This window comes from Halomonas huangheensis (assembly GCF_001431725.1).
In the GTDB taxonomy this organism is placed as follows: Bacteria; Pseudomonadota; Gammaproteobacteria; order Pseudomonadales; family Halomonadaceae; genus Halomonas; species Halomonas huangheensis.
On record NZ_CP013106.1, the window covers coordinates 4,415,659 to 4,440,104 of the forward strand.

General features: G+C 57.9%; 18 protein-coding genes, 2 tRNA genes and 2 rRNA genes. 15 read left to right on the forward strand and 7 right to left on the reverse strand.

The window, feature by feature from the left end:
• Nucleotides 1-70: 70 nt before the first annotated feature.
• The 5 genes from AR456_RS19135 to tyrS form a co-directional block, all read right to left on the reverse strand.
• Nucleotides 71-2,971: ribosomal RNA gene (locus AR456_RS19135) — 23S ribosomal RNA — on the reverse strand.
• A 404-nt stretch (nucleotides 2,972-3,375) separates the two neighbouring features.
• Nucleotides 3,376-3,451: transfer RNA gene (locus AR456_RS19140), tRNA-Ala, on the reverse strand.
• 94 nt (nucleotides 3,452-3,545) lie between these two features.
• Nucleotides 3,546-3,622: transfer RNA gene (locus tag AR456_RS19145), tRNA-Ile, on the reverse strand.
• 178 nt (nucleotides 3,623-3,800) lie between these two features.
• Nucleotides 3,801-5,340 (reverse strand): 16S ribosomal RNA (locus AR456_RS19150).
• Together the 16S and 23S rRNA genes with 2 tRNA genes alongside form the textbook arrangement of a ribosomal RNA operon.
• A gap of 644 nt (nucleotides 5,341-5,984) precedes the next feature.
• Nucleotides 5,985-7,184, reverse strand: coding sequence for a tyrosine--tRNA ligase (tyrS, locus tag AR456_RS19155; RefSeq protein WP_021819201.1), 1,200 nt, complete (start codon nucleotides 7,182-7,184; stop codon nucleotides 5,985-5,987).
• 149 nt (nucleotides 7,185-7,333) lie between these two features.
• On the opposite strand from tyrS, the gene AR456_RS19160 reads away from it, so the two are divergent.
• The 8 genes from AR456_RS19160 (at nucleotide 7,334) to AR456_RS19195 (ending at nucleotide 14,576) form a co-directional block, all read left to right on the forward strand.
• Nucleotides 7,334-8,464 carry an anhydro-N-acetylmuramic acid kinase gene (locus AR456_RS19160; RefSeq protein ID WP_021819202.1) on the forward strand — a complete coding sequence of 377 codons (1,131 nt, stop codon included), beginning with the start codon at nucleotides 7,334-7,336 and terminating at the stop codon, nucleotides 8,462-8,464.
• A 158-nt stretch (nucleotides 8,465-8,622) separates the two neighbouring features.
• Nucleotides 8,623-9,318, forward strand: coding sequence for a YggS family pyridoxal phosphate-dependent enzyme (locus AR456_RS19165; RefSeq protein ID WP_021819203.1), 696 nt, complete (start codon nucleotides 8,623-8,625; stop codon nucleotides 9,316-9,318).
• 86 nt (nucleotides 9,319-9,404) lie between these two features.
• Nucleotides 9,405-10,229 (forward strand): pyrroline-5-carboxylate reductase, encoded by an 825-nt coding sequence (gene proC / locus AR456_RS19170; protein WP_021819204.1) that lies wholly within the window; start codon nucleotides 9,405-9,407, stop codon nucleotides 10,227-10,229.
• 20 nt (nucleotides 10,230-10,249) lie between these two features.
• Complete coding sequence (locus AR456_RS19175) at nucleotides 10,250-10,849, forward strand: YggT family protein (RefSeq protein WP_021819205.1); 600 nt, start codon at nucleotides 10,250-10,252, stop codon at nucleotides 10,847-10,849.
• 81 nt (nucleotides 10,850-10,930) lie between these two features.
• Entirely contained in the window at nucleotides 10,931-12,112 is a 1,182-nt protein-coding gene (metX, locus tag AR456_RS19180) for a homoserine O-succinyltransferase MetX (protein WP_021819206.1), read from the forward strand.
• A complete protein-coding gene (gene metW / locus AR456_RS19185; protein WP_021819207.1) occupies nucleotides 12,102-12,698 on the forward strand; it encodes a methionine biosynthesis protein MetW in 597 nt (198 codons plus the stop codon). Before metX ends, metW begins: the two co-directional genes overlap by 11 nt.
• Nucleotides 12,699-12,826: 128 nt before the next feature.
• Nucleotides 12,827-13,261: a DUF4426 domain-containing protein gene (locus AR456_RS19190; protein WP_021819208.1), complete on the forward strand. Its 435-nt coding sequence runs from the start codon at nucleotides 12,827-12,829 to the stop codon at nucleotides 13,259-13,261.
• Nucleotides 13,251-14,576, forward strand: a complete 1,326-nt coding sequence (locus AR456_RS19195; protein ID WP_162148481.1) for a hypothetical protein — start codon at nucleotides 13,251-13,253, stop codon at nucleotides 14,574-14,576. The genes AR456_RS19190 and AR456_RS19195 overlap by 11 nt, the downstream gene beginning before the upstream one ends.
• A gap of 38 nt (nucleotides 14,577-14,614) precedes the next feature.
• Here AR456_RS19195 and sfsA read toward each other — a convergent pair whose 3' ends face one another.
• Nucleotides 14,615-15,358 (reverse strand): DNA/RNA nuclease SfsA, encoded by a 744-nt coding sequence (gene sfsA, locus AR456_RS19200; protein ID WP_021819210.1) that lies wholly within the window; start codon nucleotides 15,356-15,358, stop codon nucleotides 14,615-14,617.
• A gap of 8 nt (nucleotides 15,359-15,366) precedes the next feature.
• Nucleotides 15,367-16,530, reverse strand: a complete 1,164-nt coding sequence (locus AR456_RS19205) for an aminotransferase class I/II-fold pyridoxal phosphate-dependent enzyme (protein ID WP_021819211.1) — start codon at nucleotides 16,528-16,530, stop codon at nucleotides 15,367-15,369.
• A gap of 237 nt (nucleotides 16,531-16,767) precedes the next feature.
• Between AR456_RS19205 and dksA the strand changes: the two genes are divergently transcribed.
• The 7 genes from dksA (at nucleotide 16,768) to panC (ending at nucleotide 24,444) form a co-directional block, all read left to right on the forward strand.
• The gene (dksA, locus tag AR456_RS19210; protein WP_021819212.1) at nucleotides 16,768-17,205 is read left to right on the forward strand and encodes an RNA polymerase-binding protein DksA; all 438 of its coding nucleotides are present in this window, start codon (nucleotides 16,768-16,770) and stop codon (nucleotides 17,203-17,205) included.
• Nucleotides 17,206-17,295: 90 nt separating this feature from the next.
• Entirely contained in the window at nucleotides 17,296-18,234 is a 939-nt protein-coding gene (gene gluQRS / locus AR456_RS19215; protein WP_021819213.1) for a tRNA glutamyl-Q(34) synthetase GluQRS, read from the forward strand.
• Between the two features lie 108 nt (nucleotides 18,235-18,342).
• Nucleotides 18,343-19,743, forward strand: coding sequence for a sigma-54-dependent transcriptional regulator (locus tag AR456_RS19220; RefSeq protein ID WP_021819214.1), 1,401 nt, complete (start codon nucleotides 18,343-18,345; stop codon nucleotides 19,741-19,743).
• Between the two features lie 941 nt (nucleotides 19,744-20,684).
• Entirely contained in the window at nucleotides 20,685-22,094 is a 1,410-nt protein-coding gene (gene pcnB, locus AR456_RS19225; RefSeq protein WP_021819215.1) for a polynucleotide adenylyltransferase PcnB, read from the forward strand.
• 34 nt (nucleotides 22,095-22,128) lie between these two features.
• A complete protein-coding gene (gene folK / locus AR456_RS19230; RefSeq protein WP_021819216.1) occupies nucleotides 22,129-22,629 on the forward strand; it encodes a 2-amino-4-hydroxy-6-hydroxymethyldihydropteridine diphosphokinase in 501 nt (166 codons plus the stop codon).
• Between the two features lie 165 nt (nucleotides 22,630-22,794).
• Entirely contained in the window at nucleotides 22,795-23,592 is a 798-nt protein-coding gene (panB, locus tag AR456_RS19235; RefSeq protein ID WP_021819217.1) for a 3-methyl-2-oxobutanoate hydroxymethyltransferase, read from the forward strand.
• A 3-nt stretch (nucleotides 23,593-23,595) separates the two neighbouring features.
• Nucleotides 23,596-24,444, forward strand: a complete 849-nt coding sequence (gene panC, locus AR456_RS19240) for a pantoate--beta-alanine ligase (RefSeq protein ID WP_021819218.1) — start codon at nucleotides 23,596-23,598, stop codon at nucleotides 24,442-24,444.
• Nucleotides 24,445-24,446: the final 2 nt, after the last annotated feature.

Consider the following 24,446-nt stretch of genomic DNA (forward strand, 5'->3'; position numbering starts at 1 on the left):
ATCTGATACGTCTCGTCGTATCCGTCAATGTCCTGTCGTGCGTCATCGACCAAAACCACTTGGGTGTTATATGGTCAAGCCTCACGGACCATTAGTACCGGTTAGCTCAACGCCTTGCAGCGCTTCCACACCCGGCCTATCAACCAGCTGGTCTTGCTGGGTCCTTCAGGAGGCTCAAGGCCTCAGGGAGATCTCATCTTGAAGGGGGCTTCCCGCTTAGATGCTTTCAGCGGTTATCCCGTCCGTACATAGCTACCCGGCGATGCCACTGGCGTGACAACCGGAACACCAGAGGTACGTCCACTCCGGTCCTCTCGTACTAGGAGCAGCACTTCTCAAATCTCCAACGCCCACGGCAGATAGGGACCGAACTGTCTCACGACGTTCTAAACCCAGCTCGCGTACCACTTTAAATGGCGAACAGCCATACCCTTGGGACCGACTTCAGCCCCAGGATGTGATGAGCCGACATCGAGGTGCCAAACACCGCCGTCGATGTGAACTCTTGGGCGGTATCAGCCTGTTATCCCCGGAGTACCTTTTATCCGTTGAGCGATGGCCCTTCCATACAGAACCACCGGATCACTAGAACCTACTTTCGTACCTGCTCGACGTGTCTGTCTCGCAGTCAAGCACCCTTATGCTCTTGCACTCAATGCACGATTTCCAACCGTGCTGAGGGTACCTTCGTGCTCCTCCGTTACTCTTTGGGAGGAGACCGCCCCAGTCAAACTACCCACCACACACGGTCCTCGAACCGGATAACGGTCCTGAGTTAGAACGCCAATGATGCCAGGCTGGTATTTCAAGGTTGGCTCCACCCCATCTAGCGACAGGGTTTCAAAGCCTCCCAGCTATCCTACACAGGCAACATCAGCGTCCAGTGTGAAGCTGTAGTAAAGGTTCACGGGGTCTTTCCGTCTAGCCGCGGGTACACAGCATCTTCACTGCGATTTCAATTTCACTGAGTCTCGGGTGGAGACAGCGTGGCCATCATTACGCCATTCGTGCAGGTCGGAACTTACCCGACAAGGAATTTCGCTACCTTAGGACCGTTATAGTTACGGCCGCCGTTTACCGGGGCTTCGATCAGGAGCTTCGGCGAACCTAACACCATCACTTAACCTTCCGGCACCGGGCAGGCGTCACACCCTATACGTCCGCTTGCGCGTTTGCAGAGTGCTGTGTTTTTAATAAACAGTTGCAGCCACCTGGTATCTTCGACCGCTTCGGGCTCCGGAAGCAAGTTCCTTCACCCTGATGCGGCGTGCCTTCTCCCGAAGTTACGGCACCATTTTGCCTAGTTCCTTCACCCGAGTTCTCTCAAGCGCCTTGGTATTCTCTACCTGACCACCTGTGTCGGTTTGGGGTACGGTCCCACAGTATCTGAAGCTTAGAGGCTTTTCCTGGAAGCGTGGCATCGATGACTTCCTGACCGTAGTCAGTTCGTCTCGCTTCTCGGCCTTCTCCATGAAGAGAGTGATCCGGATTTACCTGAATCACTGGCCTACAAGCTTTCACCAGGACAACCAACGCCTGGCTCACCTAGCCTTCTTCGTCCCCCCATCGCAATACTGTGAGGTACGGGAATATTGACCCGTTTCCCATCGACTACGCCTTTCGGCCTCGCCTTAGGGGCCGACTCACTCTGCTCCGATTAGCGTCGAACAGAAACCCTTGGTCTTCCGGCGGGGGAGTTTTTCACTCCCCTTGTCGTTACTCATGTCAGCATTCGCACTCGTGATACCTCCAGCAGACTTCTCAATCCACCTTCATCGGCTTACACGACGCTCCTCTACCGCTCGCCATTCGGCGAACCCGTAGCTTCGGCACCTGGTTTGAGCCCCGTTACATCTTCCGCGCAGGCCGACTCGACTAGTGAGCTATTACGCTTTCTTTAAAGGATGGCTGCTTCTAAGCCAACCTCCTAGCTGTCTAAGCCTTCCCACATCGTTTCCCACTTAACCAGGATTTCGGGGCCTTAGCTGACGGTCTGGGTTGTTTCCCTTTTCACAACGGACGTTAGCACCCGCTGTGTGTCTCCCACGCTTGCACTCACCGGTATTCGGAGTTTGCCTCGGGTTGGTAAGTCGGGATGACCCCCTAGCCGAAACAGTGCTCTACCCCCGGCGGTGATACGTGAGGCGCTACCTAAATAGCTTTCGAGGAGAACCAGCTATCTCCGGGCTTGATTAGCCTTTCACTCCGATCCACAAGTCATCCAAATCTTTTTCAACAGATCCTGGTTCGGTCCTCCAGTTGATGTTACTCAACCTTCAACCTGCTCATGGATAGATCGCCCGGTTTCGGGTCTATTTCCAGCGACTGGTCGCCCAGTTAAGACTCGGTTTCCCTACGCCTCCCCTATACGGTTAAGCTCGCCACTGAAAATAAGTCGCTGACCCATTATACAAAAGGTACGCGGTCACAGAACGAGTCTGCTCCCACTGCTTGTACGCATACGGTTTCAGGATCTATTTCACTCCCCTCTCCGGGGTTCTTTTCGCCTTTCCCTCACGGTACTGGTTCACTATCGGTCAGTCAGGAGTATTTAGCCTTGGAGGATGGTCCCCCCATGTTCAGTCAAGGTTTCACGTGCCTCGACCTACTCGATTTCACAACACTCGGGTTTCGGTTACGGGGCTATCACCCACTATGGCCAGACTTCCCAGTCTGTTCACCTACCGGTCGTGTTGCTTAAGGGCTGGTCCCCGGTCGCTCGCCGCTACTGGGGGAATCTCGGTTGATTTCTTTTCCTCGGGGTACTTAGATGTTTCAGTTCCCCCGGTTCGCCTCCCAACACCTATGTATTCAGTGTGGGATACCCAACTTGTGTTGGGTGGGTTTCCCCATTCAGAAATGTCCGGGTCACAGGTTGTTTGCCACCTCGCCGAACCTTATCGCAGGCTTCCACGTCTTTCATCGCCTCTGACTGCCTAGGCATCCACCGTATGCGCTTCATCGCTTGACCATATAACCCCAAGGGGTCTGTCAATCGATGATGCACGACAATTGCCGGATACGCTTGAGACGTATCACTTGCCCTTTTCCGAAGAAAAGGGACTTGTCAGCATGATCTACATTGTTAAAGAGCAATAGAGCCGAAACTCTAAGTGGTAGGCTTTATGCAAAGCACACAACTTAGAATTCACTACAATGACTGTTGATCAGGTAAATCTTTCTGTCGCACGACGAAGATTCACGACGTTTATTTTCATAAACGAGTGAGGCTTCAACACGGCGATCAGGAAGATTTTGGTGGAGCCAAGCGGGATCGAAGTCGTGCGCGACCCCGGCGCGACCTCCTGCGTGCAAGGCAGGCGCTCTCCCAGCTAAACTCTTCACCCCAACAGAATGTTACTTCTGATGGAAATTTGGTGGAGCCAAGCGGGATCGAACCGCTGACCTCCTGCGTGCAAGGCAGGCGCTCTCCCAGCTGAGCTATGGCCCCATGGGCAAGGGTAATTTCGTTGAAGACCAGGCGCAGCGATACGCCGCATAGCTCACTATGCAAGCATCGGTGCAACGCAGTATTTCGACGAAATTGGTGGGTCTGGGCAGATTTGAACTGCCGACCTCACCCTTATCAGGGGTGCGCTCTAACCAACTGAGCTACAGACCCGGCACCTTGATGATCACCAAGCCTGCTTTCGTGTCGGCTTGCCGACCTTACCCTCCTTTCCATACAAGGTCAGGGGGGCACGCTCCAACCAACCGAGCTACAGACCCAAACAATCATTGCTCTATCTTGATCAGGTAATTCATTGTGAGCACTTACCGACAGTCAGTGACTTGTCGATTAAGGAGGTGATCCAGCCGCAGGTTCCCCTACGGCTACCTTGTTACGACTTCACCCCAGTCATGAACCACACCGTGGTGATCGCTCCCCCGAAGGTTAAGCTAACCACTTCTGGTGCAGTCCACTCCCATGGTGTGACGGGCGGTGTGTACAAGGCCCGGGAACGTATTCACCGTGACATTCTGATTCACGATTACTAGCGATTCCGACTTCACGGAGTCGAGTTGCAGACTCCGATCCGGACTGAGACCGGCTTTTCGGGATTAGCTCCACCTCGCGGCTTCGCAACCCTTTGTACCGGCCATTGTAGCACGTGTGTAGCCCTACCCGTAAGGGCCATGATGACTTGACGTCGTCCCCACCTTCCTCCGGTTTGTCACCGGCAGTCTCCCTAGAGTTCCCGACCGAATCGCTGGCAAATAGGGACAAGGGTTGCGCTCGTTACGGGACTTAACCCAACATTTCACAACACGAGCTGACGACAGCCATGCAGCACCTGTCTGAGAGTTCCCGAAGGCACCAATCCATCTCTGGAAAGTTCTCTCGATGTCAAGGGTAGGTAAGGTTCTTCGCGTTGCATCGAATTAAACCACATGCTCCACCGCTTGTGCGGGCCCCCGTCAATTCATTTGAGTTTTAACCTTGCGGCCGTACTCCCCAGGCGGTCGACTTATCGCGTTAACTGCGCCACAAAGCTCTCAAGGAGCCCAACGGCTAGTCGACATCGTTTACGGCGTGGACTACCAGGGTATCTAATCCTGTTTGCTACCCACGCTTTCGCACCTCAGTGTCAGTGTCAGTCCAGAAGGCCGCCTTCGCCACTGGTATTCCTCCCGATCTCTACGCATTTCACCGCTACACCGGGAATTCTACCTTCCTCTCCTGCACTCTAGCCTGACAGTTCCGGATGCCGTTCCCAGGTTGAGCCCGGGGCTTTCACAACCGGCTTATCAAGCCACCTACGCGCGCTTTACGCCCAGTAATTCCGATTAACGCTCGCACCCTCCGTATTACCGCGGCTGCTGGCACGGAGTTAGCCGGTGCTTCTTCTGTGAGTGATGTCTTTCCTCCAGAGTATTAATCCAGAGGCGTTCTTCCTCACTGAAAGTGCTTTACAACCCGAAAGCCTTCTTCACACACGCGGCATGGCTGGATCAGGCTTTCGCCCATTGTCCAATATTCCCCACTGCTGCCTCCCGTAGGAGTTCGGGCCGTGTCTCAGTCCCGATGTGGCTGATCATCCTCTCAGACCAGCTACGGATCGTCGCCTTGGTAGGCCATTACCCCACCAACAAGCTAATCCGACATAGGCTCATCCGATAGCGCAAGGTCCGAAGATCCCCTGCTTTCTCCCGTAGGACGTATGCGGTATTAGCCTGAGTTTCCCCAGGTTATCCCCCACTATCGGGCAGATTCCTATGCATTACTCACCCGTCCGCCGCTCGACGCCTGGAAGCAAGCTTCCATCGTTTCCGCTCGACTTGCATGTGTTAGGCCTGCCGCCAGCGTTCAATCTGAGCCATGATCAAACTCTTCAGTTGAAAAATCTGATAGTGCATTGGCTGCACCAAACCTGGCTCAAGGTTCAAACGTTCTCAAAAAGATCCTAAGACCTTTGACGAGTCGCTTGCCTTGATATTTCAGTGACTACATCACTGACTCATCGGCAAGCGCCCACATGAATTACCTGATCAATTTTTTAAAGAGCGGCTCCGGACTCTCGAAGAGTGGAGCGTCTCGCTGTCTTGCGACTTACTTCGCTGACCTTGAAGACCGAAGCGAAGTGCCCTGCGAGGAAGGCGTATTCTACAGAACCGGTGGATTTCGTCAACCTCTTTTTTCCGTTCGATCCTGATGCCCACTGGACAACCAGGCCTCGAACCCGAGGTGCGATCCGTGATCGCTCGATGCGACTGAGTGATCCCGATTCGATGGAGGCGCATTCTACCGAATCCGGTGAGAATGTCAAGCAGCGATTTTCAAAAAGTCTTTTCAAATCAGCTACTTCTACCCCTCTTCACCGCTTGCGACGTTTGCTCGTCGCCAGCAGCGGATGCGTACTTTACGGATTTGGACCGAGGTCTGCAAGAGGCTTCTGTAAAAAAGTTTCAGAAACTTCCGAAAGCCACGAACGATGGGCGGCGAGCACCGCAGAGCCGCCCTCTTTCCTCTTGCAGCTCGTAGCTTATTTAACCATCACTCGGGCGTAGCGCTTCTTGCCCGCCTGAATAACGTAGCTCTGACCAGCAGTCAGCATATGATCCTTGGCAATCACTACACCATCGACCTTGACCCGACCGTTACCCAGCATGTCCTTGGCCTGGGCACTATTGTTGGCCAGGCCTGACCGATTGAGCACTGCAGCGATGGGGGCCTGTTCGGCACCTTCGAAGTCGACCTCCACTTCCGGCAGGTCTTCCGGAAGCTCACCCTCGGCCAGCTGGTTGCCAGCGCTGCGGTGAGCATTCTCGGCAGCGTCTTCGCCGTGGTAACGAGCAATCAGTTCGCGCGCCAGTTCCATCTTGATATCACGAGGGTTGTCACCACGCCCGATGCGCTGCTTGAGGTCCTCGATCTCGTCATTGCCCTTGAGCGACAGCAGTTCGAAGTAACGCCACATCAAGGAGTCCGGCATCGAGACCAGCTTGTTGAACATCACACCCGGGGCATCGTCGACACCTATATAGTTGCCCAACGACTTGGACATCTTCTGCACACCGTCGAGACCTTCGAGCAATGGCATAGTAATGACAACCTGCGCCTCCTGACCAAAGTGCTTCTGCACCTCACGCCCCATCAACAGGTTGAACTTCTGATCGGTGCCGCCCAGCTCCACGTCGGCTTCCAGCGCCACGGAGTCATAGCCCTGGACCAGCGGATAGAGAAACTCATGCAACGATATCGGCTGACTACTTCTATAGCGCTTCTCGAAGTCGTCGCGCTCAAGCATACGCGCCACGGTCGTCTGACCAGCCAATTCAATCATGTCAGCGGCACTCATCTTCGAGAACCACTCGGCGTTGAAGCGCACTTCGGTCTTGTCGGGATCGAGGATCTTGAACACCTGCTCCCTGTAGGTCTGGGCATTGGCCTTGACCTCTTCCTCGGTCAACGGTTTGCGGGTGACATTCTTACCGGTGGGGTCACCAATACGGCCGGTAAAGTCTCCGATCAGGAAGATCACTTGATGACCAAGGTCCTGAAACTGACGCATTTTAGTCAACAGCACGCTGTGACCGAGGTGCAAGTCAGGCGCGGTGGGGTCGAAGCCCGCCTTGATACGCAGTTTGCGCCCGGACTCGAGCTTCTTCTTCAGCTCGTCCTCGAGCAGAATTTCGTGGGTTCCGCGCTGAATCAGCGCCAGGGCATCAGCCACATCAGTCATGGTATTCACTCCAGTCCTTGCAGGCACAGCCCGGCAGGGTCACGCCGATCGCCGAGACGAAGGAGCAGCGCGAACAGAGCAGGCTGGGGCATATAAAGAATGGCCGGGATGTTACCATGAACTTTTCCCTCGGTTGAAAGGGCAGCCTCATGCAGCGCTATATCGGTCTCATGTCAGGAACCAGTCTGGATGGCATCGATGCCGCCCTGGTCAGCTTCGACGATTTCGGCACGCCCTGGCTTGAAGCGACCCACGGCGAAGAACTGCCCGCTGAACTGCGCCGGATACTGTGGCAACTCTGTCACCAGAATGAAGTGGCATTTGCCGACCTGGCCTATGCAGAGGAAGCATTCAGCCAGTGCCAGGCGCATGCGGTAGAAGTACTGCTGGAACACCGGTCGCTAAGCCCAGACCAGATCACCGCCATTGGCAGCCATGGGCAAACCATCGAGCATGCGCCCTACGGTCATGACGGTGGCCCCGCCTATACCCTTCAACTGGACAATCCCAGCCGCCTTGCTGAATTGACCGGCTGTTGCGTGGTCGCGGACTTTCGCCGCCGCGACCTTGCCGCCGGAGGCCAGGCCGCGCCGCTGGCACCTATATTCCATCAGGCGGTCTTCAGCCAACATGGCAACTGGCGTGCAGTGCTGAATCTTGGCGGCTTTGCCAATCTGACCCTGTTGCCTCCCAGCGAAGCTTCTTCCTCCGCACTCGGGTTCGATACCGGCCCGGCCAACGCTCTACTCGATGCCTGGCACGAGCGTCACCGCAAGGGTCGCTTCGACGCTGATGGCGCCTGGGCAGCCGGCGGCCATGTCGACCAGGCATTACTCGCCCGACTACTGAGCGAACCCTTCTTCCATCTACCGCCACCGCGTAGCACCGGCCGTGAGCTATTCCACCTCGATTGGCTGCAGCGCTCCTTGAGCGGCGATGAATCTCCTCAGGATGTGCAGGCCACCCTGGCCGAGTTGACGGCGGTGAGTATCGCTATGGGGCTCAAGATGGCCAGCGAACAAATGGACGCTCCCCCGCAACTGGAGTTGATCCCCTGTGGTGGCGGTGCGCGCAACCGTGACTTACTGCGCCGTCTGAGCAACCAGCTCCCTGACGCCAACCTGCTGGATAGTGAAAGCCTCGGCTGGCCTGCCGATTGGCTGGAAGCTGCTGCTTTTGCCTGGCTGGCTCGCCAACGGCTACTGGAGCATCCCGGGAACTTGCCTACAGTAACCGGCGCAGCAGGCCCTAGAGTGCTGGGAGGAGTCTACGCCAGCTAACCATTGGCCCGAGGAGAGTAGCCTCTGGACACCCTCCTCGGGGCAGACCTCGGTTTACTTTGCCGACAGTCCTGTCTGTTCGGTAATATCCTATCGTTTCTCGACCTGTCCCTGGTCTCAGGGAAGCAGGCAAGCTTGACCAAAGGACACCCAGGCCGATGACCACCATGATCGCCGATGCTCTGACATCTGCCCGGCAGCGCCTCTCGCGCGCATTGCAGGATGCTGGACGCAACTCGGATGACGCGTCCCTGCTGGCAGTGAGCAAGACCAAGCCTGCCGAGCTGGTGCGTGAGGCCTGGCAGAATGGGCAACGCGAGTTCGGCGAGAACTACGTTCAGGAAGCGCTCGACAAGCAACAGCAGCTCAGTGATCTCGACGACATCATCTGGCATTTCATTGGCCCATTGCAGTCGAACAAGACTCGCGAGGTCGCCAATCATTTTCACTGGGTCCATAGCGTCAATCGCGAGAAGATCGCTCGCCGCCTCTCCGACCAGCGCGAGGATTCACTGGGCCCACTGCAGGTCTGTCTGCAGGTCAATATCAGCGGCGAGTCTTCCAAGTCAGGGGTGAGTCTTGACGAGCTGCCACAGCTGGCTGAACTGGTTACCTCGCTACCACGTCTGGAGCTGCGGGGCTTGATGGCGATCCCTGCTCCCTGCGACGATCCGCAGCGCCAACGTGAGCCCTTCGCTATCCTGCGTGGTGCACTGGAGCAGTTGCGCTCGACACTGCCGCACGCTCAACTCGACACACTGTCAATGGGCATGAGCGGTGATCTCGAAGCCGCAGTGTTCGAGGGTGCCACCATGGTTCGCCTGGGAACTGCTATCTTCGGCGCCCGCCACTAACAATTCGATCGCCACATGAAACTCGACCACCACAGGCAATCCGCCCGCCAACGGGCGCCGACGAACTGAAAGGAAAGGAGCCCAGCATGGCCAGCAACGTAACCTTCATTGGCGCCGGCAATATGGCCGGCGCGATCATGGCCGGCATGGTCCAGAGCGGCTACCCCGCCGCATCCATAACCGCCACAGCAACTCGTGAGTCGACACTCCAGCCTCTGCACGAAAAGTTGGGGATCAATACCAGTACCGATAATCTGGCCGCCATCGCCGTCGCCGATGTCGTTGTACTATCGGTCAAGCCCCAGATCATGCGCCAGGTCTGTGAGAGTCTCCGCGATACGATTCAAGGATCACGCCCGCTGATCATTTCCATCGCTGCCGGGCTTTCGGCGGAATCTCTGGAACATTGGCTGGGCGGTGACCTACCGGTGATCCGCTGTATGCCCAACACGCCTTCGCTGGTGGGGGCCGGTGCTTGCGGACTGTTTGCCAATGCCAATGTCAACGGCACGCAGCGCGAGCTGGCTACTCAACTGATGGAAAGCGTCGGCATTGCGGCCTGGGTCGAGGAGGAGTCGCTTATTGATGCTGTCACTGCAGTTTCAGGCAGTGCACCGGCCTACTTCTTCCTGATGTTCGAGGCCATGGAAGAAGCCGGTGTAAAGCTGGGGCTGGATGCAGAGACTGCACGACGGCTGGCCATGCAGACTGCCTTGGGTGCGGCCACCATGGCCCTGCACAGCGACAAGTCGCCAGCAGACCTTAAACGCAATGTAATGTCACCAGGCGGTACCACAGAAAGGGCAGTTGCCCATCTGGAACAGGCCGGGCTGCGTGACACTCTGGATGGGGCCATGCAGGCCTGCGCCAATCGGGCTCGCGAAATGTCTGCCGAACTCGGCAAGAGTTAATCAACGACGGAGGAGCCCACATGGGCAGTCACCTGGGAAACACCGGCCTCGACCTGGTCAACACGCTGGTCAATATCTACCTGTTCCTGATGATGCTGCGTTTTCTGCTACAGGCTTCACAGGCAGACTATTACAATCCTCTGAGCCAGTCAGTGGTGAAAATCACCCAGCCTGTCGTGCGTCCTTTCCAGAGCGTACTGGGTCCCGTGATGGGGCGCTTTGATCTCGCGACATTGGCCGCCGGATTTGTACTCAAGGTGCTGGTCATGGTGGCGCTACTGCAGCTGGCCGGTGCCGGCATGCCGCGTATCGACAGCCTGGCGATTGCAGGCGTCACCTTCCTGGCCAGCACCATCCTCGACATCTATTTCTACGCGCTGATCATCATGATCATCCTCAGTTGGGTGGCGCCGCGAGCCAGTCATCCCGGGGCATTGCTGGTCATGCAACTGGTGGAACCGATCATGTCACCGGTGCGTCGCATCATCCCACCGCTGGGTATGCTGGACCTGTCACCGATCGTGGTGTTCATCGGCATCAACCTGATCGATGGTATTGTGGTCGGATCGCTGATCCGCACGGTGGCCTCAGGTACACCAGCGCTACTGGCGGTATTTTGACACCTCTCAGGCCCATCGCCACCGAGAGCCAAGACAACATTCAATGACAACATTGAACTCTGACTGGACGAATACAGACTGATGCCCGAGCAGCCTCGCGATTCGGTTGGTCTGGTGAGGCCGCAGAAGGCCCACTTCGACGACCCTCTGCCCCTGGCCTGCGGCAGAACGTTGCCGGCCTATGACCTTGTCTATGAGACCTACGGCACGCTCAACGCCGAGCGCAGTAATGCCGTACTCATCTGTCATGCATTGTCCGGCCATCACCACGCCGCCGGCTACCACGACGAGGGTGATCGCAAACCTGGCTGGTGGGATGCGCATATCGGCCCGGGCAAGTCCATCGACACCGAGCGTTTCTTCGTTGTCTCACTCAACAACCTGGGGGGCTGTCACGGCTCCACCGGCCCATCGAGCATCAACCCCGAGAGCGGCCGCCTCTGGGGACCGGACTTCCCGATGGTGACAGTTGTCGATTGGGTCGACAGCCAGGCTCGCCTGGCGGACCACCTGGGGATCGAGCGTTTTGCTGCGGTGATCGGTGGCAGTCTTGGTGGCATGCAGGCACTGCAGTGGACGCTGTCCTATCCACAACGCGTTGCCAATGCTGCTGTCATCGCGGCGACACCCAAGCTGTCGGCACAGAATATCGCTTTCAACGAAGTGGCACGCCAGGCGATTCGCTCCGACACCGAGTTTCATGCTGGCCACTATGCCAATCACGACACTCTACCGCGCCAGGGGCTGAAACTGGCGCGCATGGTGGGGCATATCACCTACCTGTCCGAAGACGCGATGGGCACCAAGTTCGGCCGCGACCTGCGCAGTGATGACCTCAACTTCGGTTTTGGCGTCGAATTCCAGGTCGAGTCCTATCTGCGCTATCAAGGAGATACCTTTTCCAACTCCTTTGATGCCAATACCTATCTGTTGATGACCAAGGCGCTGGATTACTTCGACCCTGCAGCCGAGCACCAGGGCGATCTATCCATGGCGCTCGCGCCAGCCCAGTGTCCGTTCCTGGTGGTGAGCTTCACTACGGATTGGCGCTTCCCGCCATTGCGCTCACGCGAGTTGGTCAATGCACTGATTCGCGCAGGAAAATCCGTAAGCTATGCCAATATCGAGTCTCCTCATGGGCACGACGCTTTCTTGATGCCCGAGCCACGTTATCAGGACGTCTTTGCCGGCTTCATGCGCCGTGTTGCGGATGACCTTGGCCTGTCAGCCATATCGACCGAGGAAACCGCCCATGCGCTCTGATCTGACACTGATACATCAATGGGTGCCAGCCAACTCTCGCGTGCTCGATCTGGGTTGCGGCGACGGCACCCTGCTGCATTCTCTGGCCCGCGACAAGAACGTGCAGGGCTACGGGCTGGAAATCGACCCGGATGGCATCACCGCTTGCATCCGCAAGGGAGTCAGCGTTATCGAACAGAACCTCGACGAAGGCCTTGCCAACTTCGAGGATGACGCTTGTGACCTGGTGATCATGACCCAGGCGCTACAGGCACTGCGGCGCCCGGATCGTATGCTTGACGAGATGCTACGCGTAGCGAGGGAGTGCATCATTACCTTCCCCAACTTCGCCTACTGGCGGCACCGCGTACATTTAGGAATGCGCGGCTATATGCCAGTGTCGAAGTCACTGCCACACGCCTGGTACGATACACCCAATATCCACCTATCGACGTTCAATGACTTCGAGGCGTTATGCCGTGACAAGGGCCTGACCATTGTTGACCGGGCCGTAGGTATCAAGAATCACGAAGGGCGGCTGATGTCACGACTATGGCCGAACCTGTTTGGTGAAATCGCGATCTTTCGTGTCACTCGCCAGGACTGAGTACCGCACAGGAGAATGGTGGCAGATGCACGGCAGCAAACTTGAGAGGCACCAGCATGACATTCTTCCGCGGGCCTGATCCTGCAGTAACTGGTGTCACGTCACCGCAAGGCAGGAGGCGATGCCCATTGGCACGGGGTCTCCTCCCTGGCCTGCTACTGTTGTTGCTTGTCAGCGCCGCTGCTTCTGCCCAGCAGTCAGAGCGTGCAGGTTCCAGTGAGATCCATTACAACGCCATCGAGACGACCTTCATTCCAGAAGAAGTCTCCGCACGCCTCGGACTTGAGCGTGCCCCAGGGCTAGGCATGGTGACAATCAGCGTACTCAACGCCCATGGCGAGTCCCGCAATGTCGCGGTCAATGGCAATCTGAGTACATTGACGGGGTCACCGCAGCCACTGGCGTTTCGCCGTGTTCGCGAGGCCAGTGGAGGTGTCTCGTCGATTGCTACCTTTCCGATAGACTACACTGGTCCAATGCGCTTCCGTCTCGATGTGCAGCTGGAGCGCAATGCGGCTCCCCACTCTGTCAGCTTTATCCAGCGGTTCTATCGTGACGAATAATGCGTCAACAGCAGTCGTGTGCGCGGACCTGGCAGACGCGCTCAATGCCTGTGCCGACGGTACTCTGGCAGGGCTCAAGACCCTGGCTATGCAAGCCCTGCCCGGCCTGGTGGCGGTGACACAACAGTATGTCGAAGCGCACGAGGAAGTTGAAGATATCGTCCACGACACACTTTATCTTGCCTGGCAGAATGCCTGGCGTTTCGATGCAGCGGAGGAGCTACCGGGCCACTGGCTGATGCATATCCTTGGCAATCGTCTGAACAGCCAACTCAGCGCCCCATACCGCGAAGCCTTCGATCCCGAGGCATCCGGGTATAACCACCTGGAGCCTGTCGAACTACCGCCGCCGATGGAGCGCCATGAAACGCTGGCCACTCACCGGCTATGGAACCTTGCCGAATGCCTGACGCCCGGTAAGGTCAGCGATCGGTTGAGAACACGTCTGACCGAAGCATTCGAGGTGCTGTCAGTACAGTCTCAGATGCCACTGACGCCCAGCGGCGAAAACGCTGATCCCAGACTGTTTGACCCGATTCTGGCACCGCGCATGCGCCTGTCACGCCTTTCCCTACGTACCAAACAGCATGTCGACCAGTATGTAGTACAGCCGCTTGCCAACTCGATGCTGACCATCTGGATGCATCAGCTACCTGGCGCGCAACACATCGAACGATGGGGGCTCCCGCGGCATAGTGTTGAAGCGCGTTTCCAGCAGGCACTGGATATCGAAGTTACGCCCCGCGACCTGGTACGCAACATGAACTATCCGCGCTCCTTCCCCGACCGGCGAGTTCGGCATGGTATCAACAAACGACTGTTGTGGGACGGAGACTGGGATCAGCGCCTGGAGTACTTCCGTGCCAGTCGACGTATGCACTTCATCACCGATATCTGGGAACACCGTCGCAATCTATGCAACAGCCGCAGCTACCATCAATTGGCAGAGCGTCTTGCACACGGCAACCCAATCGCTTCGCACTCCGATGGCATCATGCTGGATCGCCCCGAACGGATCCATGCCTATCTGCGTCGATATGTGCTGTATATGGAGTCAATGGCCTGCTTTGGTTTCGACAACCAGCTGGGAAAGGACCCACTGGCTGCAGCGGTCGACCGCAACGGCGGGCTGGTAAAGATCAACAAGGGACTACACCGCCTGGCCATGGCTCAGGTGTTGGGTATACCGCGCATCACCATTCGTGTACGCGGCATCCACCATCTCTGGTGGCAACAGGTCACCGCCGGCACGACTGGCATCGCGGCCATGGAACGCATGCTCGCAGCCCTGCCGAATTGCCCCCCCTCTCGCTAGACTCTCGCTGGATCACCCAGCAAGGAACACCAGCCACCTCAGGCACCATCGGGAATCTGTACAGCTAGTTCAGGACCCATACGGATGCGGGCCGGAGCGGATGCGGCATCACGGTCGACCTCGATACCACAGGCCATCACTTCAACCCCCTGGCCCACTACTCGCGCCAGCGTTTCGCTATAGGCAGGGTCGATGTGTGCGGCGGGCGCTACATCGGCAATGCCTTCGTGGGCAACCAGAAACAGCAGCACTGCTCGATTACCTTGCGCGACCAATTCGGCAAGACACTCCAGGTGCTTGCGACCACGCACGCTTACCGCATCAGGGAAATAGCCGTGACCATCGGCCTCACGTAACGTGACCTGCTTGACCTCCACGTAGCAACGTCCGCGATCCTCATCTTCCAGGCAGAAGTCGAGTCGCGACTCTCCAGCCTTCACTTCACGCGCCAGACGTGCATAGCCTCGCAACGCCTCCGGCGCCCGTGCGCCACCCAATGCTTCCTCGACAATGCGATTGGCGCGCCCGGTATGCACCGAGGCCAACGCAAGGCTGCCATCCGGCTGCTCCAGCTCGACCAACTCCCAGGTCCACTGGAGCTTGCGGGCCGGGTTATCACTGGCCGCCAACCATACCCGGCTGCCCGGCACATTCACGGCACGCATTGAACCGGTATTGGGGCAGTGCGCCACCACCTCACGTCCATCATCCAGGCGGACATCGGCGAAGAAACGCTTGTAGCGCTGCAGCAGGGTACCGCTGACCAGTTGTGGATAATCCATGCTGTAACTTACCCCTGCTCGGCGATAAAGCGCTGCAGACGCTCGAGGGCTTCCTCGAGGCGCGGCACCGAAGTGGTGAAGGCTATGCGAACATGATGCTCGCCCCCCTGAACAGCAAAATCGGTCCCCGGGGTAATCGCCACATTGTGCTGCTCCAGCAATCGGCGGCAGAAGACTTCGCTGTCGGTGCTCAGAGCCGAGATATCCAACCACACATAGAAGGCTCCCTGAGGCGCCAGAGTTGGAGCAAGCCCTAGCCTTGCAAGGCCTTCGAGCAAGGCATTGCGACGCGCCTCCAGCTCCTTGCGGCGAGCCTCGAGTAACTCTCGACACTCCGGGGTGAACGCCGCCAGCGCAGCGTACTGGGCCGGAGTCGACGGCGCCAGGAACATGTTCTGTGCCAGGCGCGTCAATGGCTCCACAGCCTCCTCAGGGGCCAATAGCCAGCCCAGCCGCCAACCCGTCATGCCGAAGTACTTGGAGAAACTGTTGACGACAAAGGCGCTATCGCTCATCGAAGCCACCGACAGCGGCGCCATACCAAAGTTGAGTCCCTGGTAGATCTCATCGACCAGCAGATGCCCACCTCGCGCCTTGACGCTGTTGACCACCTTACCCAACTCATCAGCCGCGAGAACGTGCCCGGTAGGGTTGGAAGGAGAGGCCAGCATCGCCAGGCGTGTGTCATCCTGCCAATGCTGCTCGATCAGTTCGGCGGTGAGCTGCCAACCACTTTCCGCGCTGACCGACACCGCATCCACACTGGCACCCGCCAGCGCCATGAAATGGCGATTGCATGGGTAATTGGGATCGGCCATCAACACGCGATCCCCCGCGCCCACCAGCAATTGACTGGCCAGCATCAGGGCGCCAGAGGCTCCCGGAGTCACAATGATGCGCTGCGGATCAACCTCGGCGGAGAAATGCTGGCGATAGTGACCGGCGATGGCCTCACGCAGAGGAGCAATCCCGGTGGCGGGAGTGTAACGTGTCCGGCCTTGAGCGAGCGCCTGTTGAGCTGCCGCAACAACAGAAGGCGGCGAGGCAAAGTCTGGTTCGCCCACCTCAAGATGGATCACATCATGGCCCTCGGATTCGCGCTGCTGGGCCATTTCCAGCAAGCTCATGACACGAAAGGGGGCAACGCCCTCCACTCTTGCATTCCAGGCCATCACCTTCTCCAGAGACGGATGATATAAATCAATATAACCAACACCTTAACGTATTCTACTACCCCCGACACCGGGTAACCTTCCAAGCTAAGACTTTTGTGGGGTTAACGTAGACAAGACGCACATAGGTATTGCATTACGGCTAAAATTTCGCTAAACAAGCTTCCCTTTGGCGTGAGATACCTTGGCCTTGTGTGGGGTATTGATCAGCAGTCACTAAAGTAATGAGGCAGTCCCATGCCAGTAGCAGAAAAGAAGCCGGAAGCGCCCCGGAAATTCACCCCGTATGAACCGGCTGTGGGTGAAGAATACATGAACGAGAAGCAGCTTGAGCACTTCCGGCAGATCCTGCTGGGCTGGAAGCAGGAGCTGATGGAGGAAGTCGATCGCACCGTTCGCCACCTCCAGGAAGAAGCCAATAACTATGCTGACCCGGCTGACCGGGCCACTCAGGAAGAAGGTTTCAGTCTTGAGCTGCGCACACGCGACCGCGAGCGCAAGCTGCTGAAGAAGATCAACGAGACCCTCGAGATGATCGACGAGGACGACTACGGCTTCTGTGAAGCCTGCGGCGTGGAAATCGGTATCCGCCGCCTCGAAGCTCGCCCAACCGCCACCCTGTGTGTGGACTGCAAGACCCTTGCTGAACTCAAGGAAAAGCAACTGGGCGGCTGATCACCGTCATCAGGTAACCCACCTGACCGCACTGCACTTCACGGGCACCCCTGGGTGCCCGTTTGCGACTTCAGGAGACACCGCACCACAATGACCGTGCCCCACGGCCGCTTTGCCCCGACTCCCTCCGGCCCTCTGCACGCAGGGTCTCTGCTTGCCGCACTGGCCAGCTACCTGGATGCACGTAGTGCAGGCGGCCGTTGGAGTGTGCGCATCGAGGATGTGGACCCCCCACGCTGCCCAAAAGGCACCAGCGCGACCATCCTCCGCCAGCTTGAAGCCTTTGGCCTGCACTGGGATGGTGAAGTCAGCTATCAAAGCCTTCATCACGACGCCTATCAGGCCGCACTGCAGCGTCTGGTCGACCGGGGCCTCGCCTATCCCTGCAGTTGCTCACGCAAGGACTGGAACGAGTACGCTGTCTACCCGGGTTGGTGCCGTAAAGGAGTGTGCCGCCCGGAATCGCCTGTCGCCTGGCGCCTGCGCAGCGACCTGGGGCCCCGTCCGGTCATCTGGCACGACCGTGTTCATGGTCCGCAGCGTCATGATCCAGCAGCGCTGGGTGATGTGGTGCTGAAACGCAAGGATGCATTATGGGCCTATCAGTTGGCCGTGGTAGTGGATGATGCCGGCCAGAGCATCACCGATGTGGTACGCGGTACCGACCTGCTGGATAACACTCCCTGGCAGATTCAACTGCAACAGGCGCTTGGTTATGCCACACCGCGCTATCTGCATTTGCCGCTGGTGATGGGGGGCGATGGTCAGAAGTTGTCAAAACAGAATCTGGCCAAACCGCTACCGACCGACCCCGCCGCGATTCGTAACATGCTTCATGCGGCACTTCAGGCACTTGGCCAGACGCCAGCAGCCGAACTGCTGGGTGCCGAGGTTGGTGTCCAACTCAGGGAAGCCATTCGCTACTGGAATCCTCTTGCAGTGACCACGACGCCCTTGAGTCCAGCGCAGTTGGGCATTGAGGAGCCGCCAGAATCCGTCAGCGTCCAATCACCTGGGTCTTGTGACTGAACTGCAGGCATGACTGGCCTAACCCATCGTTGCAGAGCATCATGGCAATATCGAGGGAGCGGCCAGGGGCACGGAGTGACGCCGCCACCAGATACAACCGGGGGCAAGATGTCTGTTCACACCAGTCGAATACTGATTGTTGATGATGACCCCATCAGTCGTAGCAACATAAAACGTCTGCTGGAGCGCCACGAACATGACGTGGTGGAAGCGGACTGCGTGGATGAGGCTAGCCAGCATGACCTCGATAGCTTCGACCTGGTTATCAGTGACCTGAGCCTACCCGACGAGCCCGGCACTGTGCTGGTGCAGCTCGCCCGCCCCATACCGGTATTGATCACCACCAGCCATGCCAGCATGCGTTCGGCGGTCGATGCCCTGAAGCTTGGCGCTGTGGACTATGTGGCCAAGCCTCCTGACCCGGATGAACTACTGGAAACGGTGTCACGCATACTCCATCAACAGGCCGCCCGCCATAGCAAACCACCCGCAATCGCCGATGACGGTGGCAGCCGTCGCACCATGATTGGCAATTGCCCAGCCATGCAGGTGGTCTATACCCGCATTCGCAAGACCGCCCCGGCAAATGTCACCGTCCTCATCCAGGGAGAATCCGGGACCGGCAAGGAACTGGTGGCCAAAGCGCTGCATCAGCAAAGCGGACGCGCTCATCGTTCGCTGATCTGCGTCAACTGTGCCGCCATCCCGGAAACCTTGATCGAGTCCGAACTCTTCGGCCACGAGAGAGGGGCATTCACAGGTGCAACCACCACCCGTACCGGTCTTGTAGAAGCTGCGGATGGCGGCACCCTGTTTCTCGATGAAATCGGCGAACTTCCACTGGACGCCCAGGCCCGGCTGCTGCGCGTACTACAGGAAGGTGAGATTCGGCGCATAGGCTCAGTGGATACCCGCCACGTGGACGTACGTCTGATCGCTGCCACACATCGTGACCTACGAGCCTTATCACGCAGTGGCGAGTTTCGACTCGATCTCTACTACCGCCTCAATGTCATGCAGATCGACCTGCCACCGCTGCGCGAGCGGGATGAAGACATTCTTGAGATTGCTGATGTGCTGCTGCAGAAGGCCTGCCAGCGTCATGGCCGCGAACAGTTACAGTTGTCCAGAGCCACCCGCCAGCACATTCGCGACTATCCATGGCCCGGCAACGTCCGTGAACTGGAGAATGCACTGGAGCGCGGCGTGATTCTTGCTGAAGGCCACCTGATTCACCCAGACGATCTGGGTATCAGTCCAGCTCCTGCGTCACGTATCATCCCGTCTGCGACAGGCATGGCCAGCAGCAACGAGCCAGCGCGCGACAATGACAACGAAGAAGACCTCTCACTCGAAGACTACTTCCAGCATTTCGTGCTTGAGCATCAGGATCAGATGAGTGAAACAGAACTGGCACACAAGCTTGGCATCTCGCGCAAGTGCTTGTGGGAAAGGCGTCAACGTCTTGGGATACCGAGGCGCAAGCCACCGCGTCGCAACACGCAATAGCCGCTCCCCGCCAACGTCTCGGCAATACTCAATACGCCTGATGGGCGGCTCGATCGCAGTTCCCTGCCAGAGATCCGCCCCCGAAAACTCCCCCTCCTTTGGTTCATACGACCATGGTGCAAGTGCCTGTAATCCGAAATACAGGCATTGTAGGCCCTGCACGCCAGCTCCCTGTCTTGCACCAGTTGTTACCATCTCACACAGCCGGTGCTCCAGATTGGGTAGCAAGAGGTAACACAAATGCCCCGGCTGCTTGCTTCACCCCAAACACAACGAGGCAAGCAGCTGAAATAAAAGAAAAAAATCAAAGTAGGCACGAGAACTGCAGTTAGTCTTGGCAAGAACAACAAATTCCGGAGATCGCGGGCAGTCAACAACAACAATATCTGATAACCGCGATCAGACCTGACTGAACAACAAGAACAAGAACAGTGCAGGTCACATGACTGCACACCCAGCGCCGACAACAACAATAAGCGGCAGGTGTGGCTCCTTCGTCGAACAATAACAATACGACGAAGCCGGTGTACCAGGACGCGACGCGCCAGAAGCGACCGACCAACAACATCAACAAGGTCGCTGGAGCGCACTCCCGGCAACAATGCCAATAATCCGGGAGGAGGCATGTTACCCCATGCCGTCGTGGTTGGATTATTGTTTTGAATACGAGACGGTCGCCCTCAGAAGCGCCAATAAAGACAAGAACACCGCTTGCCTGATCTCTCTTGGTGACTGTGGTGCGTATTCAAGGCGATGCGCCATCACGAAGAAGAATCAGCAGCACGGACGCTGCAACCTGCTTTGACGGGGGAGGCCAGAATTGGTCTCCCCCTTCTCATGTCTGGCTCTTTCATGAGACCTTCTATCCGGATGCGCTTTGCAAGGCGTAAGGCGTCCGCTACACTCATCACCTTTCCGTAGCCGCGAGTCGATATCGCCGCATGATCAAAGGATTTACCCGCTTTCTACAAAGCCCCAGCGAGCACTTTCGTTCTCTGTTCGGGCCGCAGGAAGCAGCAGCTGGCCCTCCGACACCTCGCGTCATTCATCGCGACGAACACCCGATATCGCGCAGTCAGTTCAGTGACGCTGCGCTCAAGGTACTGTATCGCCTGCACAATTCTGGCTATGATGCTTTTCTGGTGGGTGGCTGTTTGCGCGACTCCCTGCTGGGCATGACGCCCAAGGATTTTGATGTCGCCACCAATGCCACCCCCGAACAGGTCAAGCAGCTGTTTCGCAATTCACGAATCATCGGACGTCGTTTCCGCATTGTTCACGTGCGCTTCGGTCGTGAAGTGATCGAGGTCACCACCTTCCGTGGCAAACCCAGCGACGATCATGCTGACCATATTGCCGCTCAGTCCGATGCCGGCCTGCTGCTGCGCGACAACGTGTGGGGCAATATCGAGGAAGATGCGCTTCGTCGGGACTTCACCATCAATGCGCTGTACTACAGCATTGCCGACTTCAGCATTCATGACTTTGCCGGCGGCCTCGACGATATCGAGTCGCGGACCCTGCGCCTGATCGGTGATCCGGCAACTCGCTACAGGGAAGACCCGGTACGCATGCTGCGGGCGATTCGCTTCGCCGCCAAGCTGGACTTCAATCTCGCGCCGGCAACCGAAGCACCGATTCACGATCTCGCACCACTGCTGCTGCAGATTCCACCAGCACGCCTGTTCGATGAACTGCTCAAGCTGTTCCTCTCCGGTGACGGTCTGGCAACCTACCGACTGCTGCGTGAGTACGGCCTGTTTGCCATGCTGTTTCCGGAAGCTGACGAGTGTATCGATGAACTGCCCTGGTTCGAGAGCCTCATCGAGCAGGCGCTGACCAGTACCGACCAACGCATTCGTGACGACCGCCCCGTGACTCCGGCATTCCTGCTGGCCGCGTTCATGTGGGGACCAGTACAACGCCGTCAAGCCGATATCGAGGCCGATGGCATGCCTTCGGTACCTGCGCTGCAAGCCGCCGCACAGCAGGTGATCAGCCGCGAGCTGAAGCATGTTTCGATTCCCAAACGCTTCAGCATGCCGATGCGCGATATCTGGGATCTGCAGCAGCGTCTTCCGCAGCGCCGCGGAAAACGCGCTTTCCAGACACGGGAACACCCCCGTTTTCGTGCCGCCTATGATTTTCTGTTGCTGCGCGAGGCCGCTGGAGAGCTCGAACCGGGCTTGGGTGACTGGTGGACCGCCTTCCAGCAGGCCGATGATCATGAGCAACGTCGCCTACTGGGAAAAGTCGGCGTAGACCCAGCCAGTAGTCCTGGCCCACGCAAGCGACGCAGGCGTCGGCGCAAGCCTCGCTCGGACTCTTCAACACCACCGAGCTCAGAATAATCCGTCGTGAATCGCCAGCCATGAGCAACCCGCCATGACCGAAGCACGTGCCTGGATCGGGTTGGGCAGTAACCTCTGCTCACCCCACCAGCAAATCCTCGATGCGTTGGCAGAGCTGGACCAGTTGCCCTTATGCCGGCTCGAAATCGCCTCACAACGCTATATCACTCGACCCGTCGGCCCTCAGGACCAGCCGGATTTCGTCAACGCGGTAGCACAGGTTCATACTCGACTGTCGCCACTGGCTCTGCTGGATCAGCTCCAGGCCCTGGAGCAGCGCCATCGACGCGTGCGCCAACGTCATTGGGGACCACGCACCCTCGACCTTGACCTATTGTTGTTCGAGAATCAGGACTGGCATCATCCGCGCTTGACGCTTCCCCACCCTCACATGCACCAGCGCGCCTTTGTGATATTGCCACTGTCCGAGATAGCACCTGAACTTGAGTTGCCGAATGGGCGCCGCGTTGCGGCATTGGCAGCCGAACTCGCCAGGGACCTGGCCAATGACGAGGTACGTCCGGTAACGACCTGAGCGCAGCCAGCGCGACAGGTGCTACCTATCGACACACTTTCATTGATCAGTAACAATCCGTGGTAACAACTTTTCCAATAACACCGTTTTTCGGTAACACCGCCTTCTGTAACACCTGGCGGCGGGCACCATGCCTGCCACACCGTTCAGGAGCAGGAACACGCCATGACCTCCGTAACCTTGAGTTCGCTGAGAGCTCGCAAACAAGCCGGTGACGCATTCAGTTGCCTGACGGCCTACGACGCTTCCTTTGCCGCTGCGGCCGGCCGTGCCGGCATCGATGTACTGCTGGTCGGAGATTCGCTGGGTATGGTCCTGCAAGGCCATGACAGCACCCTACCGGTGACGATCGATGACATCGTCTATCACACCCGTTGCGTGGCACGTGGCAAGGGCGACAGCCTGCTGATGGTTGATCTGCCCTTCATGGGCAATCCGAGTCGCGAGAAGCTGCTCGAGAACGCCGCCGAACTGATGCGAGCCGGTGCCGAACTGGTCAAGGTTGAAGGTGAAGGCTGGATGGCCGACGACATTCGTGAGCTGACTCGCCGTGGCGTACCAATCTGCGCCCATCTCGGCCTCACACCGCAGACTGTCCACCAATTGGGAGGCTACAAGGTACAGGGCCGTGAGTCCGAAGCCGCACAGCGCATCATCGATGACGCCCAATTGCTGGTTGAAGCCGGCGCTTCCGTCATTCTACTCGAATGTGTACCTGCCTCCCTCGGCAAGGCAGTAACCGAGGCTCTGGACGTTCCGGTCATCGGTATCGGTGCCGGCCCCGACACCGATGGTCAGATTCTGGTCATGCACGATGTGCTCGGTGTCACGCATGGACGCACTCCTCGCTTCGTGAAGAACTTCCTCGAAGGTGCCGACGGCATCACTGATGCGTTTCACCGCTATCACGAGGATGTACTCGCCCGGCGCTTCCCTGCTGCCGAACACTGCTTCCAGGACTGACCCATGAATATCCACGCCAGTATTCAGGACCTGCGTGAGGCATTACTGCCCCACCGCCGTGCCGGACGCCGCATCGGGTTGGTGCCCACCATGGGCAACTTGCATCGTGGCCACCTGGCATTGGTGGAAGCTGCACGTGCCCAGTGCGATGTGGTGGTCACCTCGATCTTCGTCAACCCGCTGCAGTTCGGGCCCAACGAGGATCTCGACAACTATCCGCGAACCCTCGATGACGACCTGACCAAACTGCGCGAGGGCGGTTGCGATCTAGTGTTCACCCCAACACCGGCCCTCATGTACCCACGCGGCATGGCAAATCAGACCCTGGTACAGGTTCCCGAAGTCAGCGAAGGCCTTTGCGGGGGCTCGCGTCCGGGCCACTTCGACGGCGTCTCGACGGTGGTGAACATGCTGTTCAACATCGTCCAGCCCGACGTTGCCTGTTTCGGCGAGAAGGATTATCAGCAGCTGGCAGTGATTCGTCGCATGGTCCAGGACTTGCACCTGCCCATCGATATTCTGGGCGTGCCCACGGTACGCGAGGCTTCCGGCCTGGCCCTGTCGTCGCGTAATGGTTATCTGAGTGATGAACAACGCGCCACTGCCGCTCGTCTGCAGGGTACTCTGGCGGAACTGCGTACGGCACTGGAAGCCGGTGCCGATATCGATACGCAACTGCATCAAGGTCTGGAGAGTCTGCGTCGCGCCGGTTTCGAGCCTGACTATCTGGAACTACGTGCCCTTGATCTGAGTAACGTCACGGCGACCACTCATGATGCCATTCTGCTCGCTGCTGCACGACTCGGTACCACACGCCTGATCGACAACCTGGCACTGACGCTTGCGCGCTGAGC